The sequence below is a fragment of the Rothia endophytica genome, assembly GCF_928381505.1.
Lineage (GTDB): Bacteria > Actinomycetota > Actinomycetes > Actinomycetales > Micrococcaceae > Rothia > Rothia endophytica_A.
Window position 1 is genome coordinate 51,593 of record NZ_CAKMSJ010000003.1, and the last position, 17,656, is coordinate 69,248.

Below are 17,656 nucleotides of genomic sequence, written 5' to 3' on the forward strand. Positions count from 1 at the left end.
CGTCTCTGCGCTGATTCGCTGGTTACAGGTCCGCCGCAGTGGCAGGGGGTAAAGAGGTGTGTAGAGGGTCACAGTGGGCTGAGCCAAGCTCGCACGGGCAATTCATGCAGCTTCGCAGGCTCAGCTGATTCGCAATAATTGCTGATTCGCTTAGCGGAAATTGTCGCTCATGCCGAGCCAGCAGGCGAGCTACGAGCTTGGCTCAGCCCAAACCCTGCTAAATCGCTCTTTAGTAGAAAGGCTGACCAGTCTTGCGAACCCAGAGCTGACGCATAACCTTCTCAACCGAGGTGTTCCAGGCTTTGTACTTGACCGGTGAAATCACCTGGTCCCAGACACCAACGTAGTCAATGACGTCCTTGGTGAAGGAAGTCTTGAAGAGGCCCAGACCGTAGTGGTGGTGCTCCTTGTTCTTCAGCTGATCCTTGGGCGGGGTGCCGCAGAAGTCGTAGCTGACGATGCCGTGTTCCTTCATGAGGTCGGTCAGAGCGGTCCACTGCACCTGGTGGGAGTCACCGTACTGCTTGCGGCGGGGCTTGGATCCACCGTCCTTGTAGGTGCCCTTGTTGCCATAGTTGATGACATAGGCGCCTACGGAGGGCTCGCCATCTTCGTAAGTGAAGTAGAGACGGCCCTGGCCGGCCTTTTCAAAGCTGGTCCAGAAGTCACGGTAGTAATCGTAGGAGCGCAGATGAACCTTGGCGTTACCCTGCCCCACGGTGTCCATGAGGGCGTACATCTTCTTCATGTTCTCGTCGGTCAGCTCTACGCGCTCGACTTCGCATCCTTCGCGTAGGGAGCGACGCACGGCGTTTCGTCCGCGGGATGAGAGGGACTTAAGAACATCTTCTTCACTCTTGTCAGTGGCGAGGATTGCGGTGGAGTCGTTGGGCTGGATGTTCCAAGACTTCACCAGGTCGCTCTTTGCCAGGTAGGCGTTGATTTCATCGTTAGCGATGATGTCTGGCTCGATTTTGACGGCAAAAACACCCAGCTTTTCGCGCTTGATGAATTCTTCGTTAGCTTCAAGGATTGCGGGGATCTCTTCAACGCTGTTCACGCCGGGGCCCTTAATCATGTACCAGATCTTGCCCAGGGCGGGCACAGCCTTCTCCAGCACCAGGTTGTAGCTGGCGAAGGGGGCAGGCTCACCGTTGATGACGGTGGTTCCTTCGTGGACGAGGTAGAGCGGCTTCCAGCCGTGCTTGGCTTTGACGGAGGCAAAGGAGGCAGACTGCAACAGGTTACCGCCACCGGGGCTAGCGGTAACGTGCTCGTCCCAGGCTGCGATTTCTGCTTCGGTGGCGAAACGTGCTGTGAATTCTCGCAAGGTCCCTCTGTTTCTGTGGTGCGCGGTAGCGCGTGAATTGGGTTTCAGCTTTACAGTCTATCGACTTAGCCCCCACCTATGCACCCCATCTCTACGTGAGATACACCGGCACGCCCGGCATCCTTGGACGGGCCGGTGCTCGGCTCCGCCAGAAAGGGCATAAAAATAGCTCCCACCGCGCTAAACGGTGGGAGCCATGTAAGACTCAATCCTTATTTACTCGGCGTCGTGATGAGTCAGCGGGTCACCGTGCGCGGTGACTTAAGAGCTAACGAATGTGGTGCGGTGAGCAGAGCGAACTCCGCTACTGACCACGACGACGCGCGACTAAACCTCTACCTACTCGGCGTCGTGGTCAGTCTCAAGGATCTTAACCAGGGTTTCGAGTGCTTCTTCAGCCCCTTCGCCCTCTGCACGCAGAACGACCTTGTCGCCGTGCTTGGCGCCCAGTGACATCAGTGAGAGGATTGACGCTGCGTCCATTGCCTCGTCTGCGGGTTCACCCTCAGCTGCGATGGTGACCTCAACGGGGAGGTCGCCTGCTGCTTCAGCGAAGATTGCTGCGGGACGTGCGTGCAGGCCTACGCGGCTTGCAATGGTGGCAATACGTTCTGCCATGGTGTTCTCCTTAGACGGGAAAGAAGGTGGATTGTTCTCCACTATTGAGTCTAAAACAGGGTAAACACGTTTTCGCGTGTTTACCGCTTGTTTCAGCGTGATTTATCAAAGAGCAAGCAGTAGCTCTTAGAGGCCTAGCTCATCAAGGATGGGCAGTTCGGAGCGGGCTGCAGCCTTGGCTTCTGCAGAGGAAATCTCTGACAGTGCCTTGACAGCAATCTGCTGGGCCTTCTCGCGGGTTACTGACTTGAGGACTGCTGATACAGCGGCCATCGCGCCAGCGTTCATGGAGAGGGTGTCAACGCCCAGACCGACCAGAACAACTGCCAGGGCCGGATCAGCTGCAGCTTCACCACAGACCGAGACGTACTTCTTGGTTCCAGCGGTGGTTGATGCGCGCTGAGCGCCTTCAACGGTCAGCTTGATCATCTTGAGCACGGCGGGCTGCCAGGGGTTGTTCAAGTGCGCCAGGTCGCCCAGGAGGCGATCTGCTGCCATGGTGTACTGGGTGAGATCGTTGGTACCGATGGAGACGAAGTCAACTTCACCCAGGATTGCTTCAGCGTTGACGGCTGCTGCGGGGGTCTCGACCATGACGCCGCGAGGCTTCAGGCCTACCTCGTCCAGCATGTTCTTGAAGTTACGCGCTTCGCTGGTGGTTGAGATCATGGGAGCCATGACCCAGATGTCAGCGTCTGAATCGTCAGCTGCTGCCTTGATGGCTTCAAGCTGGCGGGTGAGGACGCCGGGAACGGTCCAGTCGGTACGGAAGCCGCGGACGCCCAGAGCGGGGTTCTCTTCTTCTTTGGTGTTGAGGAAGGGAAGGGGCTTATCTGCGCCGGCGTCCAGGGTGCGGACGACGATGTGCTGGCCGGGGAAGGCGTCAAAGACTGCCTTGTAGCTGGCGGTCTGGGTTTCGACGGAAGGTTCGGTGTCGTGGCCCAGGAAGCCGAACTCGGTGCGCAGCAGGCCAACGCCCTCTGCCTTAAGGCCGGCTGCCTTTTCTGCGCTCTTGCCGTCGCCGACGTTGGCGTAGAGGTGAACGGCGCTGCCGTCAGCCATCACACCGTGACCGTCGAAGTCGGGCAGTTCCTTGCGGTTGGCATACTTTTCAGCCAACTCGCGGTGCGCGTCGGTGACCTCGGTTTCGACAAGACCCTCATTGGAGTCGATGTAGACCTCGGTGCCAGCTGGAATCTCGGTCACGCCCTTAGCCGCAACGATAGCGGGCAGACCAAGGCCGCGCGCCAGAATAGCGGTGTGTGCCTGGGGGCCGCCATCTGAGGTAATCAGAGCGATAACCTGCTTGGGGTCCAGGGTAGCGGTGTCGGCCGGTGCCAGGTCAATAGCTGCCAGGATGAAGGGCTCAGCAGAAACCGGAATGCCGGGTGCCTGCTGGCCGGTCAGCTCAGCAACGATGCGGGCGCGGACGTCATGAATATCGGTGACGCGCTCTGCCATGTAGCCACCCAGGGCTGCCATCTGATCTGCAAATGAGGAGGCGGCTTCCCACACTGCCAGCTCAGGTGCCTTGTTCTGGGTCTCAACGAGCTTGATAGCGCTCTTGAGCAGGGCGCGGTCGGTTGCCATCTGAGAGGTTGACTTGAGCACTGCCTTGCCGTCGCGGCCGGCGTGCTCGGCACGCTCCAACAAACCGTTCTTAACGGCTTCTGCTGCTGCCTTGATACGCTCAGCTGCTGCCTCAGGAGTCTCATCAGCTGAGAGCTTCAAAGAGGTTGAAGGTGCCTTGATGGGATCGGGCATCTGGAGAACTTTGCCGATGACGCGTCCGGCGTAAACGCCAACACCGTTATAGGTGGTCATACGATTTCCTTTGTTAGACCTCAAAAGAGAATGATTGTGTGTTTATGCGGCGACGGTTTCTTCGGTCTTCTTTGATGAAAGAGACTTCAGAATGATGTACATGAGAGCTGACACTACCGTACCTGCAAGCGCTGCCACAAGGAACATTACGGGGTTGTCAACCAGGGCGATAATCCAGACGCCACCGTGCGGTGCGGGCGAAGCCACGCCACTGCCCATAGCGATAGCACCGGCAACCGCGGCACCCACCATAGAAGAGGGGATAACGCGCAGCGGGTCAGCGGTAGCAAAGGGGATAGCGCCTTCTGAGATGAAGGATGCACCCAGCAGCCAGGCTGCCTTACCGTTTTCGCGTTCGGGGGCGGTGAAGAGCTTGGGGCGCAGGGCGGTTGCCAGTGCCATAGCGAGCGGGGGCACCATACCTGAGATGATGACTGCTGCCATGATTTCCTGGCTTGCCTGGGTACCGGCTGCAAGGCCTGCGGTAGCAAAGAGGTAGGCTGCCTTGTTAACGGGGCCGCCAAGGTCAAAGCCCATCATGGCGCCCAGAATGAGGCCCAGGACGATAGCTGAGGTGCCGGTCATGCCGTTGAGCCAGTTCTCCAGGGATGAGGTAACCCAGGCCAGGGGGCCGCCGAGCAGGAAGAACATGAGGCCACCGGCAAAGAGGGTAGCCACTAGAGGAGTAACCACCACGGGCATCATGGATGCCAACCAGCGGGGCAGCTTGAGCAGTGAGAGCCAGTAGGCACACAGACCGGCGAGCAGGCCGGCAACGATGCCGCCCAGGAAGCCGCCACCGACCAGAACAGCGACTGAACCGGCGATAAAGCCGGGAGCAATACCGGGGCGGGATGCTAGACCGTAAGCAATGAAGGCAGCAAGGATGGGAACCATAGCGCCCAGACCGAACCCACCGATGGTGTGCAGGGCTGCACCCAGGTAGAGGCTGAGCGGGGTATCGCCCAGGTTGGTCAGTGAGGCACCTTCAAGGATGGCGGCGGGATCGACGTCACCCAGGTTGGGCATAGTGATTGCTTCAAGCATGAAGCCAATGGCAAGAATAATACCGCCAGCTGCCACGAAGGGAATCATGTAGGAGACACCGGTCATCAGTGCCTTGTAGATGCGTGAGCCCCAGGAGCCGTCAGTTGAAGCGGTCTCTTCTGCATCGGCAGTGCCGGCAACTACTCGCTTACCTGAGGGGTTCTCTGCCTCGCGCAGGGCTTCTTCAATCATGACCTTGGGCTCGTCAATACCGCGCTTGACGGATGACTCGACGTAGGGTTTGCCGGCGAAACGCTCGCGTCCACGCACGGGCAGGGCAACGGCGAAGACCACAGCATCGGCTTCATCAATTTCAGCCTGAGTGAGCTTCTCGCCACCGGATGAGCCCTGGGGCTCAACCTTGAAGTCGTAACCCATCTCTTCAGCAGCGTACTTGAGGCCGTCAGCTGCCATGTAGGTGTGAGCGATGCCGGTGGGGCAGTTGGTCACAGCCACAATCTTCTTGCGGGCGGGCTCTCCGGCAGCAGGAGCTGCGACTGAAGCGGCAGGAGCTGCAGCAGCAGGCTCAGCCTTCTCGCGCAGACCCAGTGCTTCTTCAACCAGCACAACTACCTCATCGCGAGTCTTAGCTTCGCGCAGGGCGGTCGTAAAGCTCTTCTTCATGAGAGAGCGAGCCATCTTTGAAAGAATCTTCAGATGCGCCTCATCACCATCAGCGGGAGCTGCAATGAAGAAAATCAGGTCGGCCGCGCCGTCCTTAGCACCGAAGTCAACACCGGGTGCAGGGCGAGCCATAGCTAGGGTCGGTTCGGTAACGGACTCACTGCGGCAGTGCGGAATCGCAATACCGCCGGGAATACCGGTGTCGGTCTTTTCTTCACGCGCACGGGCCGCGGCGTAGAGAGTTTCAAAGTCGGTGGCCCGACCAGCGTTTACAACCGCCTGAGTCAGATGCTTAATAACATCAAAGCGGGAATCGCCTAGGTTCTCATCCAGGCTGATGAGATCCGCGGTGATAAGAGCAGACATGTGCTCCTCCTTGGGAGTCTAAAGATACTCAAAGCGCCGACCTCCCGCTCCCCGCAGCTGCGGGCACCTATCACGGGTTGAGGGCATGTGAGTGGTTGATAGGTTAAAACTTATAGTTTAGAAATCCAACTGACGCAGGGTAACCGCGTCGGGAGTGGTGGATTCTAGGGTGGGCACCTGCGTACCCGGCAGGGACGCTGCGGCCGAACCATGTGCAACCGCTTGCACCAGGCAGTCGGGCAGGGTCTTGCCCTGCTCGTGAGCGATCAGGAAGCCAGCCAGGGAGCAGTCGCCTGCACCCACGGTTGAACGAACCTTCACGGGGGCGTGCACTGCGTGCCACGCGCCGTCCTTGGTCACCAGCACCGCACCGTTACCGCCCAGGGTGGCCAGCACCATCTCGACACCGCGGTCTACCAGTTCTTTAGCGGTGCGGGCGGTCAGTTCGGGGCTATCTTCTAGCTCATCTGCCATCTCAAGTTTGCCTACCAGTTCAGCCAGTTCTTCTGAGTTGGGCTTGATGAGATTGGGCATGCCGTCTAGTCCAACCAGCGCATCTCGCAGGGCTACACCTGAGGTATCCACAGCGATGCGGGGAGCTTTTTCACCCAGGGATTCGCGAATAGAGCGGCCAACTACTGCGTAGTAGTCACCGGGGACCCCAGCAGGCAGGGAGCCTGCCAGCACCAGCCAGCTGGCATCGATGGTTTCTTTAATCATCAGACGGGTCAGCTGCTGCTGAGCGACATCGTTCAGAGGTTCACCCGGAGCGTTGATCTTGGTGGTGGTGCCATCGGGTTCAACCACGGTGATGTTTGAACGGATGGGGCTACCGATGGGCATGTTCACGAAGGGAACCTCGGCCTCTTTGAGGCTGGCCAGCACAGGGTCTTCGTTATCGCCCGGCAACACAGCTATCGTCTCAAAGCCAGAGATAGTGAGTGCACGAGCGATGTTGACACCCTTGCCGCCGGGATCGGACGCCGCGGCCACGGCGCGCTGCACGGCACCGCGCTTGATCTCGTGTTCAAGTTCAACGGTGCGGTCCATACTGGGGTTAGCGGTTAGCGTGACGATCATGCGATCAGTACCTCTACGTTAGATTCTTCAAGCGCCTCAGCAAGCTTGCCCTCGGGCGCACTGTCGGTGATAAGCGTGTCTACATCTTCAAGCCCGGCGAAGCGCACCAGGGATTCCTGGCCAAACTTGGCTGAGTCACACAGAAGCACTACACGGCGAGCAGACTTAACGATGGCAGTTTTAACGATTGCCTCGTTAAGGCCTGGGGTGCTGAGGCCGAATTCGGGGTCTAGGCCGTTGACACCAATGAAAGCGATATCGGGGCGGATGGTCGCAAAGTGGTCAGCAGCTCGAGTGCCTACAGCTGCCCAGGTCATCTTGCGCAGCTGCCCACCCACCATATCGAGCACAATGCCGTCAGCTTCAGCCAGCTTCACCGCGATGTGAAGGGCGTGAGTGATAATCAGACGGTCAGCACCAGATTTGAGGGAGAAGTCGCTAGCAGCAATACGGTCTGCCAGGATTTCGATGGTCGTACCTGCGTCCAGCACAACGGCCCCGGCATCCGAATCGCGCAAGAGCTCGTAGGCTCGCATAGCGATTTTTTGCTTTTCGGGGGTATTCATATTTTGGCGCAGGGCGATGGAGGATTCTACCGAGGTCGACTGCTCAACCGTCACCGCGCCACCGTGTACTCGGCGCAACTTACCATCAGCTTCAAGCGCTGCGAGGTCACGGCGGACGGTTTCCATCGTGACTTCGTAGCGGCGAGCCAGGTCAGCGCCATTAACACGGCGGGCAGAGGCTACGAGCTTCGCAATCTCGGCACGTCGTTCTTCAGCGAACATGTGTTCATCACCTTAAAAAATTTGGTTTGGGGGTAAACCCTATACACAGTTGATTTTATGTGGGTTTGGTTGGGTACGTCAATGTTGAAAGACCTGGAAGCGTTGTATTACGCGGATTCCTTGAGGGTTTGCGTGGGTTTCAAGACAACACGTAAAACCACTAAACCCAAAACCCAACCGATAGCACAGCCCAGGGAGTTAGCTAGCACGTCCAGCAGTGAGCTGGTTCGCTCGGGCATAAAGTGCTGGATAGTTTCGATGAAAAGGGTAGCGCCAAGACCGCCCAGGGGCACCAGCCAGGAGCGTTTAGGGCGCAGAAGTAAGGTGAAGAGCAAGCCGCCGGGCACAAACATCAGCACGTTGGAGAGCCACTCTACCTGGGTGTAGCCGAACCAGCGGGGTAAGAACCTTGAACGGTAACCGGTATGCAGAAGTTCTTGCAGAACCTGGCTGGGCTCCCCCGCGTCGACGTGCACCGGCCAGAATACAATCACAGCAACGGTAAGCAGGTAGCAGGCTAGAGCCACCCACCCCAGCAGTGTGACAGTTGACCGCACCTAGGGTTTGCCCATCAACAGCGGTTCAGCATCAACTGACCAGGACGCCAGCCCCGGCAGGTGCACCTCGAAAGGTTCTGCGTTGGCGACCGTGCCAAATTCCTTACCGTGCGTAGCTGAGAGAGCCCGGCGAATGAGGGAACCGTGAGAAACAGCAATGACCCGTTGGTCCGGGTAATCACTAGCAATTTTGCGCAAAGTCTCAATGCCGCGCAGGTAGACAGATCGTTCCGACTCGACTCCTGCATAAAAGGCATCGGGGGTGCGGCGGGCTTCTTCTGAGATATCTAGCCCCTCAGCTTCACCATAGCCGCGTTCTACCAACCCGTAATAAGTGGCGCTGACCGTGAGACCGAAATCTGCGGCAATAATCTGGGCTGTCTCTAAAGCCCGGCTCAGCGGGGAGGCAACCACCACGTCATAACTGAGGCCCCGCGCTTTGAGAGCAGCGGCAGTATCGTGTGCCTGCTGACGCCCAACATCATTAAGGGGAATATCGGAGGAGCCCTGCATCAGACGCTGTTTGTTCCAGTCGGTCTGGCCGTGACGGATAAGGGTGAGGGAGCCGGTGGCGTGCGTAGTCATAGGGTTCTTTCTGGGCGGTTGATCAGCGGCAGAGCAGTTTAGGCGGAGCGGTGCACAGGCAGTTCAATGACTGCACCATTAACCGGAATCAGCAGTTCACCGCCGGTGCGAGCCTGCAAGGTAGCACCAATCAGCATGCCGTGAGCAACCACAATGATGTTCTGTTGCGGGTAGTCAGCTTCGACCTGCATCAGGGCGGCATCGGTGCGTTCCAAAAAGTCCGCCATAGGTTCGATATCCAGGGTTTCCGCTAGTACGGCCGCCCAAATCTCTGGGTTGGATTTAGTGCCCTCGAGGCTTCTGAAGGACCGTTCAGCCAGCCCGGCATAGGTGCCGCCGATCTCTAGGCTCAGAGCATCGGCAATAATCTGCCCGGTTTCCACCGCTCGGCTCAGCGGGGAAGTGACCACGGCGTCCCAACTGAAGCTTTCACTCCGGTCCTCAGCAAAGGTACGCAGGTTGTGGGCTGCTTCAAGCGCCTGGCCCCGCCCGGTGTCGTTGAGCGGGATATCGGTGGCGCCCTGCAGGCGGCGGTCGATGTTCCAGTCAGTCTGGCCGTGTCTGATAAGTACGATAGGCATAGGCTCCATTATTCCAGCACTCCCTCTCCCCTGCAGGGTAGAGCTACTGTTAGCTTGCTCTAGGCAATCTGCGCCAGCTGCGTAATATCGCGCCCGGGGTGAGGGCTCTTATGAGAGCATTAAGGTATGTTTTCTCTCGATGCCACTGATACCTGGGCGCCCCACTGCGCTGTCTTTGACTGCGACGGCGTGCTGCTTGACTCAGAAACTATTTGGAACGATGTCCAGATTGAGCTCTTTGACCATTACGACGTGACCGTGACCGAAGAACTCGAAACGTCTCTGATCGGTTCGGCAGCAGAAGATTTGGCTAAGGCCATTACCCACCTTTCACCCCAGGCACAGGGCAATGAAAACTTCTATGACCAGGTGCTTGCGCATGTGAAATCCACTGAGCTGGAGATTCTGGACCGCGGGGTCATACCCATCCCGGGCGCTCTTGACTTCATCAAGAAACTGGCGGCTCACATTCCCGTAGCGGTTGCCTCTAATTCCTCCGGGGAACTTTTGACTGTAAAAATGCAGAAGTTCGGCTATGCAGATATCGTAACCACCTGGGTGTCTTCAAGCGATGTACCTTCACCCAAACCATCACCCGATATCTACCTTGAAGCGGTACGCCGTTTAGGGTTTAGCCCCGAACAAGCTCTGACCGTGGAAGACTCCGTCACGGGCATGACGGCAGCAACCGGCGCAGGCACTCGCTGTCTGATTTTTACTCCCGAGACACCGGAACAAGACGAACTCCTAACGGCTGGAATCGGGCGCTTTGACTCTTTCGAAGACGCAGAACTCCTCGCCCAGGTAGACCGCTGGCTGGCCAGCAAAGAATAGCCTGCAGGTTATATAGACTAGCCAAAGAGAGGGAGGGCAACGATGCCTGAAGAATCTGAAGGTGAGCAATCGCGTTTTGGTAGGCGCCTTGAAGACCTCAGTGAGGACGAGCGCGCCTACTACAGGGACTTTCTGCCGCCCTCGCCTACTCCCCCCACCAGTACTGCTGATGAGCCAGCCTGGCAGCGTCCTACCCAGAAGCCCAAGAAGCCGCTGAGTCGCTGGTTCTGGTTTCCGCACGCCCTAACGGCACTTGCCCTGATTACGGCTTTAGCAAGCTTCACGGTAGTGCCCGCTGTGTACTCGGATATATCACCGGAGTTGCGCCGTAACTACGTGATTATGTGGGCCGAGCTTGCCTTCTTCTTCCTGCTCTTTGCTGCCCTGCTCTACGGCATCTTCGCTCTGGCCCGCTTCACTGATCACGATGATGAGGACGACGACCGGCTGGTACGCCCCACCGACTACGCCGAGCGTCTTTACGAAAAAGATATAGCCCGCGCCCAGAAAAACCTGCCCGACTCTGGTTTCTACGACTCATCCTGGGTCAGCGGCAAGAAAGACTAACCACAAACAAAACGCCGGTCTCCCCAGAGGGGAGACCGGCCTTAAACATGCGGGGTAAGCCCGCCTGCTCTGATTAGCGGCGCATGACCTTTCGGGCCAGCATGTTACCGACTAGCTGGATGAGCTGAACCAGAACGATGATCACAGCGACAACGCTCCAGGTGATGACTTCGTTGAAGCGCTGGTAGCCGTCCACCAGAGCCACCTTGCCCAGGCCACCGCCGCCGATGTAGCCTGCCATAGCGGACATATCAACCACGCCAATGACAAGGAAGGTGTAGCCCAGGACCAGCGGGCCGAGTGCTTCGGGGATCATGACGGTGAAGAGGATGCGCATCTTAGAGGCGCCCATAGCTCGGGCTGCTTCAATCACGCCGGGGTCGATGGAAACCATGTTCTGCTCAACAATGCGGGCAATAGCAAAGGTTGCACCGAAGACCATAGCAAAGATAGCCGCGTTAGCGCCCAGCCTGGTGCCGACCACCATAGAGGTCAGCGGGCCTAGGGCAGCCAGCAGAATGATGAAGGGGATGGGGCGAACCACGTTCACCACCACGTTAAGCACGATGTTAACGAAGCGGTTTGCCAAGATATTGCCCTGGCGGGTGGTGTAGAGCAAAAGCCCCACCACCAGGCCTAGGAAACCGGCAATGAGCATGGTGAAGGACACCATGTAGAGAGTTTCGCCCAGGGCGGGGATGAGCTTATCGGGCACGAAAGAGGCCCAGTCGACCGAATTAGCCGCCAGCAGTTTACCTTCGCTCGTGTACATTAGCGCACCTCCTGCACGCGGGTTACGGTTTTGAGTTCAGCAACCGCAGCATCAATGCTGATGACATCACCTATCAGTTCCAGGGTGAGGTTACCGTAGCTCTTACCCTGCAGGGTTTCTAGACCACCCTGCACAATGTTGAAGGAAACGTTACGGGATCCCAGGTAAGAGAGCACCTTGCCGATGCCGGTGTTCCCCTCGGTGATTTCGATGTTGACGAGGTAGCCGCGGTGACGTTCTTTGAGTTCAGCAGCTTCGCCACCAACGGGAGCAGTTTTGACGGTCGTCCCCACAAAGCGCTTGGCAGTGGCGGTCTGAGGGTTAGAGAAAACATCGTAGACGTTGCCGCTCTCTACGACCTTGCCCAGCTCCATCACGGCCACGCGGTCTGCGATGCTTGAGACGACATCCATTTCGTGGGTAATCACAATGACGGTGATACCCAGCTCGTGATTGACCTTCTTGAGCAAATCCAGCACCTCAGCGGTGGTTTCTGGGTCGAGGGCACTGGTGGATTCATCTGCTAGAAGCAGGGAGGGCGAGGTGGCCAAGGCGCGGGCAATACCCACGCGCTGTTTCTGGCCGCCCGATAACTGATCAGGGTAGTTCTTTGCCTTATCAGCAAGGCCGACGAACTCCAGTAGCTCGGTTACACGCGCAGCGCGTTTGTCCTTATCCCAGCCAGCTACCTTGAGCGGGAACTCTACGTTACCGGCTACAGTGCGTGAGTTCATCAGGTTGAACTGCTGAAAAATCATGCCAATGTTGGTACGGGCTTCACGCAGCTGGGATTCGCGTTTACCGGCAACCTCAAACCCGTTGACGGCCAGGGAGCCACTCGTAATGGATTCAAGCCCATTGATGAGCCGTACCAGCGTGGATTTACCGGCACCGGAATAGCCGATGATGGCAAAGATTTCGCCACGGTTGATGGTCAAATCGACGTTATCAACGGCGGTGACAGTTTTCTTGCCTACGCGGAATTCCTTGGTGACGTTCGACAGGACGACCATGGGTTCAGCCGCCGAACGTGACGATACAATGTGGTCTTCGGTCATGGTTTCTCTTCAGTGGGTAGGAGCATCCTGGCGCTAAAGCCCTGGATGTCGGTCAAGCAAACGCAGCGGTAGCCTCGCTGGGCGACTAGATTTTTCTGCAAAAATCCAGCGTACCCTAGTTGGGCTACCGCTACGGGTGCGTGGTGAGCTAACTCAAAGCGACAAGCTCGGGGCGTTTTAGCCGCGCAGCTTGTCTTCCAAGGTTGCCAGGGTTGAACGCAGCTCTTCGAGGTCGGTATCTACCGCAACGGCGGTACCCTGAGTCTCTTCTTGCACAGCCTGCTGCACAGCATCGGTGTGGAAGATTTCGACAACCTTCTTGTAGGTCTCATTGTCAGCATCATCAGCCTGAGCTACGAAGAGGTTGACGTAGGGGCGGGCGCTTTCGTTGGCGGGGTCATCCTGAGCCAGCGCGTTCTTGGGGTCTAGACCCGCGTCCATGAGGAAGTCGTTATTGATAACTGAAGCATCAACCGATTCCATAGAAATCACGGTCTGAGTAGCGTCAACCGGGGTGACCTTGACCTTGGATGCAGCTGAATCTACATCGTCAATGGTGGGGGTATCAACTTCGCTGGTGAAGCTAACCAGGCCGTTGGCTTCCAGCAGTTTCAGCGCGCGGGCTTCATTGACAGTGTCGTTGGGGATTGCAATTTCAGCACCGTCAGGCAGATCGCTAATTGAGCTGTGAGTCTTGGAGAACATTGCCATGGGGTAGATGACAGTGGGGCCAACAATTTGCAGGTTGTCATCGTTCTTGACGTTATAGTCAGAGAGGTAAGCGATGTGCTGGAACCAGTTCATGTCGATGTCCCCGGCCTTGAGGGCAGGGTTGGGCTGGCTGTAGTCACTGAACTCAACGAGTTCTACATTAATGCCTTCTCCAGCAGCAACTTCGACCAGTTTCTTGTTGGAATCGCTGGAACCGACTACACCGATGCGAACCGTTTCATCGCTAGATGATGCTGAGTCAGATGAGCCGCAGGCTGCAAGACCGAGCGCTAGGGGTACGAGAGCCAAAGAGGCAACAAATTTCTTCACGGCTATGAATCTTTCTGCTGGAAAGTATATGAAGTGCGGCCACGCTCAGCCTCTGACATTTTCAAATTGCTGAAGTGGTTTCGAGCACCGGTTCGGCGCTCCTTCCATTAGACCACTAGAGCCCACTCACTTCCCTATTCACACAGATTTTGCGGCACATTTCACGTGCCTGACCGCAACATAAAGTTAACCAGTAACAGTGCGTAACATTCTGTAGCACCCGGACGGGCACCGAGCACTAGCCTTGCTCTGCAAGCCAAGTGTGTTGCCAGGAGGTCAGACGCCCGCGGATTCCCACAAAATGTTCTTCCATCAGGGCCGCGGCAGCATCTGCATCACGGGCGACCACTGCCTCGTAAAGGTTACGGTGAGCATCGAGCAGTTCGGTGGTCTGACCACGATTCAGCGGCGCTACCCTATCAAGTACCCCGGCAATGTTGTTGTAGACCTGCCAAAAGACATCCAGCAGGCGGGACAGAAGCTCGTTACCTAGTGGAGCGAAAATAGCGGCGTGAAAACGCTGGTCATATTCTGCCTTCCAGGTGCCACTCTCAACATTAGCCGCCATATCCTCGTAGGCTCTCGTAACCAACGCAAGATGCTCATCAGTCATGACCGGAATGACTGAGCGGATTAGACCGATTTCCAGCGCCTCGCGTACCTCTACCAGTTCCAACGCCTCCTTGCCGCCGTGGTAAAGGGCTAGGCAACCACGGAAACTGAGTGCCCGCGTCATTGACCCCAGAGCATTACCTCCCACAAAAGTGCCAAAACCGTGCCGTACCTCGACGATGCCGAGTGCTTCAAGCACCTTGAGGGCTTCGCGCACAGAGTTGCGCCCTACGCCCAGCTCATCAATGAGTTCTTGTTCTGTTGGGAGCGGGTCCCCCTGTCCCAATTGGCGGCTAAAGATAAGGGCAATGATGTCATTTTGCAGCTGGTACTGACGTTGCTGCGCTGCACTGCGACTGTTTTTGAGCACCAGCAAGTCCCCATAAACGGGGGTGAGATTCGGCAAGTTTTTCATGCTTCCGCTCTACCTTTCTCGGGAACTTTTCTTTTTAAGATTAGATGCTGGTGCAATACTCACTAACCTGCGCCTTTACTTAAGTTGTGAAATTTTGAGGGTGGGTTGGACGCTCTTTGTTACGGGTTTACATCCCATGAGGCTTGACCCAACTAGACGTCCGTCACTAGTATACAAGATATAGGTAGGACGTCCTACCTCCGGATGATCACTGCTCAATAGCGAGCAATATTTCAGATAAGGAGTGAGACACCGATGTCACAGCTCACCCAGGTACAAGAATTGGGAACCTCCCGCCGCGGCTTCTTTAAGGTCGCTGGTTCAATTAGCGCCGCAACCGCTTTCGCTGCCTCCATCGCAGCGTGCGGTAACGGATCCTCGTCCACAGCAGGCTCAGGAGGAACCGCAGAAGTCAATAAAGACGCCACTATTAACGCCGGCATAGCCTACGACGTCTCAACTACCTTTGACCCCTCACAGTCCTCGGGTGCTGCGCCCTTCGCAGCCAATCTGCATATCTTCGAAGGCCTCTACGGGCTGGACCCCGCCACCCGCGAGCGCTATAACGCTCTCGCCACTGGTGATCCCGAGTCCGTAGGCGACACCACCTACCGTGTAACCCTGCGTGATGGCGCCAAGTTCCACGACGGCGCAGATGTCACCGCCGCAGATGTCGCCTCCACCTTTGACCTTTATACCTCAGAAGAGTCCCTCTTCAGCCAGTTCCTCTACTTCCTGGATAGCACCACAGCCGTGGATGAGAAAACCGTTGAATTCAAGCTCAACCAGCCTTTCCCCCGTTTTGCTGACCGCATCGCGCTGGTTAACATCATGCCGGCAAATGCTACCGATGACATCGATGCCTACGGTGCGCACCCCATCGGCTCTGGTCCCTATAAGTTTGTTTCTGCGACCAAAGGTGATCACATCGCCTTTGAACGTTTTGATGACTACAACGGCCCCCGTCCGGCTCTTGCCAAGACCATGCGCTGGTCAATCCTTGCCGATTCAGCAGCTCGTGTGAATGCAATGAGCTCCCAGCGTGTTCAGGCTATTGAGTCTGTCCCCTATGACAACACCACCGTTCTGGAGAACACCAATGGTGTGACCGTTAAGTCGGTACAGTCCTTTGGTCTGCTCTTCATGATGTTTAACTGCGAGAAGGAGCCCTTCAATCAGAAGGAAGTGCGCCAGGCATTCTTCTATGCCATTGATATTGACAAGGTAATTACCAACGGTCTGCTGGGGAACGCTACTGCTGCTACCTCCTTTTTACACAAGGAGCACACGGATTACGCCCAGGCATCCACGGTCTACAGCTATGACAAAGAGAAGGCAAAGAAGCTACTCAAAGGAGCGGGTGCAGAGAACCTTTCAATCACCCTGCGCACCACCGACCACGACTGGGTCAAGCAGTGCGCTCAGCTGGTTCAGGAGTCGTTGAAGGACGCCGGCATTGAAGTTACCCTGCAGGACGCCCAATCCTCCTCCCTATACGCCGATTACGTAGATACCGGCGACTTTGATGTGGTTCTTGCTCCCGGTGACCCTTCAGTCTTTGGCAACGACCCTGATCTGCTGCTCTCCTGGTGGTACCGCGGTGCCACCTGGCCTGAAAAGCGTTTCCGTTGGTCCGACACCGATGAATACACAAATCTGCAGGACGCTATGGGCGCCGCAGTTTCCTCAGAGAACCCCGACTGGCAGCCGGTCTTTGACATCATTGCAGAGAACGTGCCGCTCTACCCTGTCTTCCACCGTAAGCTACCTACCGCCTGGTCAGAAACCACCCTCAGCGACTTCAAGCCGTTGCCCACCACCGGCCTGTCTTTCCAAAACGTAGGTTCTTCACAGGCCTAGGCACCCAGCCAAACCCGGCGGTGGTATCTATCTCATCGTTGTTGTGCAGATGGTGCCACCGCCTCCCCTTTGTACTGTTTCACCTTTACTCACGGGAAATCCCTCACTACACACTGACTCACTCTTTTCAGGGAGCAGACCTTGTCAAACTTTCTTAGACTCCTGGGCAGGCGTCTAGCGGCACTACCAATCATGCTGCTGGGTGTCACTATTCTGGTCTTCGTTATCCTGCAGTTCACCCCGGGCGACCCGGCCACCATCGCCCTCGGTGAAGGTGCCTCGGAAGAAGCCAAAGAGGCCTACCGCGAATCCCGCGGGCTCAATGATCCGCTCATCGTTCAGTACTTCGCTTTCCTCGTGCGACTACTACACTTCGATCTGGGGATGACGACCCCACCGGCACAGCCTGTGATTGATCAGATCAAAACCGCTTTCCCCACCACTCTGCAGCTGACCTTTCTAGGCGTGGTTATCGCCGCCATCGGCTCCCTGATTCTTGGTGTACTTGCCGCACTCTACCGGGATCGCTGGCCAGACCAGATCATCCGTGTACTTTCCATGGCCTCCATTGCCACCCCCTCCTTCTGGCTGGGTATTCTAATGATTCAGTACTTCTCGCTGAACCTGGGCTGGTTTCCCTCCGGCGGTTCAGCACCCGCAGGTGCCGGTTTCGGTAGCTGGCTCTCGCACATGTTCTTGCCTGCAGTGGCGCTGGCAGTGCCCGTGAGTGCGTCGCTTACCCGAACCGTGCGAACCTCCATGGTTGAAGAACTCGATAAAGACTACGTACGAACCGCTATCGGCAACGGTGTGCCCCGCAACGAGGTCATTACCAAGAACGTTCTCAAGAACGCCCTTATCACCCCCGTGACCGTGCTGGGTCTACGCATCGGTTACCTGCTTGGCGGCGCAGTAGTTATCGAAATGATCTTCTCGCTCAACGGAATGGGCAACCTCATCTTCATCGGTATTACCGGTAACGACATCAATCTTGTTCAGGGCGTTGTGCTCACCATCGCGGTGACCTTCGTGCTGGTCAACATCATCGTTGACCTGCTCTACCTGCTCATCAACCCGCGCATCAGGAGCATCTAATC

General features: G+C 56.9%; 17 protein-coding genes. 4 read left to right on the forward strand and 13 right to left on the reverse strand.

The genetic code is table 11. From position 1 onward, the window contains the following. Positions 1–229: 229 nt before the first annotated feature. From L6990_RS04125 to L6990_RS04165, 9 genes are all read right to left on the reverse strand, one after another. Positions 230–1,330: a lipid II:glycine glycyltransferase FemX gene (locus L6990_RS04125; protein ID WP_237202810.1), complete on the reverse strand. Its 1,101-nt coding sequence runs from the start codon at positions 1,328–1,330 to the stop codon at positions 230–232. Between the two features lie 339 nt (positions 1,331–1,669). After that, entirely contained in the window at positions 1,670–1,948 is a 279-nt protein-coding gene (locus L6990_RS04130) for an HPr family phosphocarrier protein (RefSeq protein ID WP_237202811.1), read from the reverse strand. 126 nt (positions 1,949–2,074) lie between these two features. Beyond that, the gene (gene ptsP / locus L6990_RS04135; RefSeq protein ID WP_237202812.1) at positions 2,075–3,772 is read right to left on the reverse strand and encodes a phosphoenolpyruvate--protein phosphotransferase; all 1,698 of its coding nucleotides are present in this window, start codon (positions 3,770–3,772) and stop codon (positions 2,075–2,077) included. A 42-nt stretch (positions 3,773–3,814) separates the two neighbouring features. Next, entirely contained in the window at positions 3,815–5,809 is a 1,995-nt protein-coding gene (locus tag L6990_RS04140; protein ID WP_237202813.1) for a PTS fructose transporter subunit IIABC, read from the reverse strand. Positions 5,810–5,926: 117 nt separating this feature from the next. Then, entirely contained in the window at positions 5,927–6,889 is a 963-nt protein-coding gene (locus L6990_RS04145) for a 1-phosphofructokinase family hexose kinase (RefSeq protein WP_237202814.1), read from the reverse strand. Continuing rightward, positions 6,886–7,677, reverse strand: a complete 792-nt coding sequence (locus L6990_RS04150; protein WP_237202815.1) for a DeoR/GlpR family DNA-binding transcription regulator — start codon at positions 7,675–7,677, stop codon at positions 6,886–6,888. The genes L6990_RS04145 and L6990_RS04150 overlap by 4 nt, the downstream gene beginning before the upstream one ends. Before the next feature lie 107 nt (positions 7,678–7,784). Then, positions 7,785–8,234: a VanZ family protein gene (locus L6990_RS04155; protein WP_237202816.1), complete on the reverse strand. Its 450-nt coding sequence runs from the start codon at positions 8,232–8,234 to the stop codon at positions 7,785–7,787. After that, positions 8,235–8,819: a histidine phosphatase family protein gene (locus L6990_RS04160; protein ID WP_237202817.1), complete on the reverse strand. Its 585-nt coding sequence runs from the start codon at positions 8,817–8,819 to the stop codon at positions 8,235–8,237. It lies immediately after the preceding gene. Between the two features lie 38 nt (positions 8,820–8,857). Then, a complete protein-coding gene (locus L6990_RS04165; protein ID WP_237202818.1) occupies positions 8,858–9,400 on the reverse strand; it encodes a histidine phosphatase family protein in 543 nt (180 codons plus the stop codon). Between the two features lie 126 nt (positions 9,401–9,526). On the opposite strand from L6990_RS04165, the gene L6990_RS04170 reads away from it, so the two are divergent. Together L6990_RS04170 and L6990_RS04175 are read left to right on the forward strand one after the other, a co-directional pair. Further along, the gene (locus L6990_RS04170; RefSeq protein WP_237202819.1) at positions 9,527–10,234 is read left to right on the forward strand and encodes an HAD family hydrolase; all 708 of its coding nucleotides are present in this window, start codon (positions 9,527–9,529) and stop codon (positions 10,232–10,234) included. A gap of 42 nt (positions 10,235–10,276) precedes the next feature. Further along, a complete protein-coding gene (locus tag L6990_RS04175) occupies positions 10,277–10,801 on the forward strand; it encodes a hypothetical protein (RefSeq protein ID WP_237202820.1) in 525 nt (174 codons plus the stop codon). 73 nt (positions 10,802–10,874) lie between these two features. Here the strand turns inward: L6990_RS04175 and L6990_RS04180 are convergent, their stop codons facing one another. The 4 genes from L6990_RS04180 to L6990_RS04195 all read right to left on the reverse strand — a co-directional run bounded on the left by L6990_RS04180 (position 10,875) and on the right by L6990_RS04195 (position 14,699). Continuing rightward, positions 10,875–11,573: a methionine ABC transporter permease gene (locus tag L6990_RS04180; RefSeq protein ID WP_237202821.1), complete on the reverse strand. Its 699-nt coding sequence runs from the start codon at positions 11,571–11,573 to the stop codon at positions 10,875–10,877. Next, complete coding sequence (locus tag L6990_RS04185) at positions 11,573–12,631, reverse strand: methionine ABC transporter ATP-binding protein (RefSeq protein WP_237202822.1); 1,059 nt, start codon at positions 12,629–12,631, stop codon at positions 11,573–11,575. Before L6990_RS04185 ends, L6990_RS04180 begins: the two co-directional genes overlap by 1 nt. A gap of 177 nt (positions 12,632–12,808) precedes the next feature. Beyond that, positions 12,809–13,672, reverse strand: coding sequence for a MetQ/NlpA family ABC transporter substrate-binding protein (locus L6990_RS04190; RefSeq protein ID WP_237202823.1), 864 nt, complete (start codon positions 13,670–13,672; stop codon positions 12,809–12,811). 238 nt (positions 13,673–13,910) lie between these two features. Then, positions 13,911–14,699, reverse strand: a complete 789-nt coding sequence (locus L6990_RS04195) for a FadR/GntR family transcriptional regulator (RefSeq protein ID WP_237202824.1) — start codon at positions 14,697–14,699, stop codon at positions 13,911–13,913. A gap of 255 nt (positions 14,700–14,954) precedes the next feature. Between L6990_RS04195 and L6990_RS04200 the strand changes: the two genes are divergently transcribed. Beyond that, positions 14,955–16,559, forward strand: a complete 1,605-nt coding sequence (locus L6990_RS04200; protein ID WP_237202825.1) for an ABC transporter substrate-binding protein — start codon at positions 14,955–14,957, stop codon at positions 16,557–16,559. 141 nt (positions 16,560–16,700) lie between these two features. After that, positions 16,701–17,654: an ABC transporter permease gene (locus tag L6990_RS04205; protein WP_237202826.1), complete on the forward strand. Its 954-nt coding sequence runs from the start codon at positions 16,701–16,703 to the stop codon at positions 17,652–17,654. Positions 17,655–17,656: the final 2 nt, after the last annotated feature.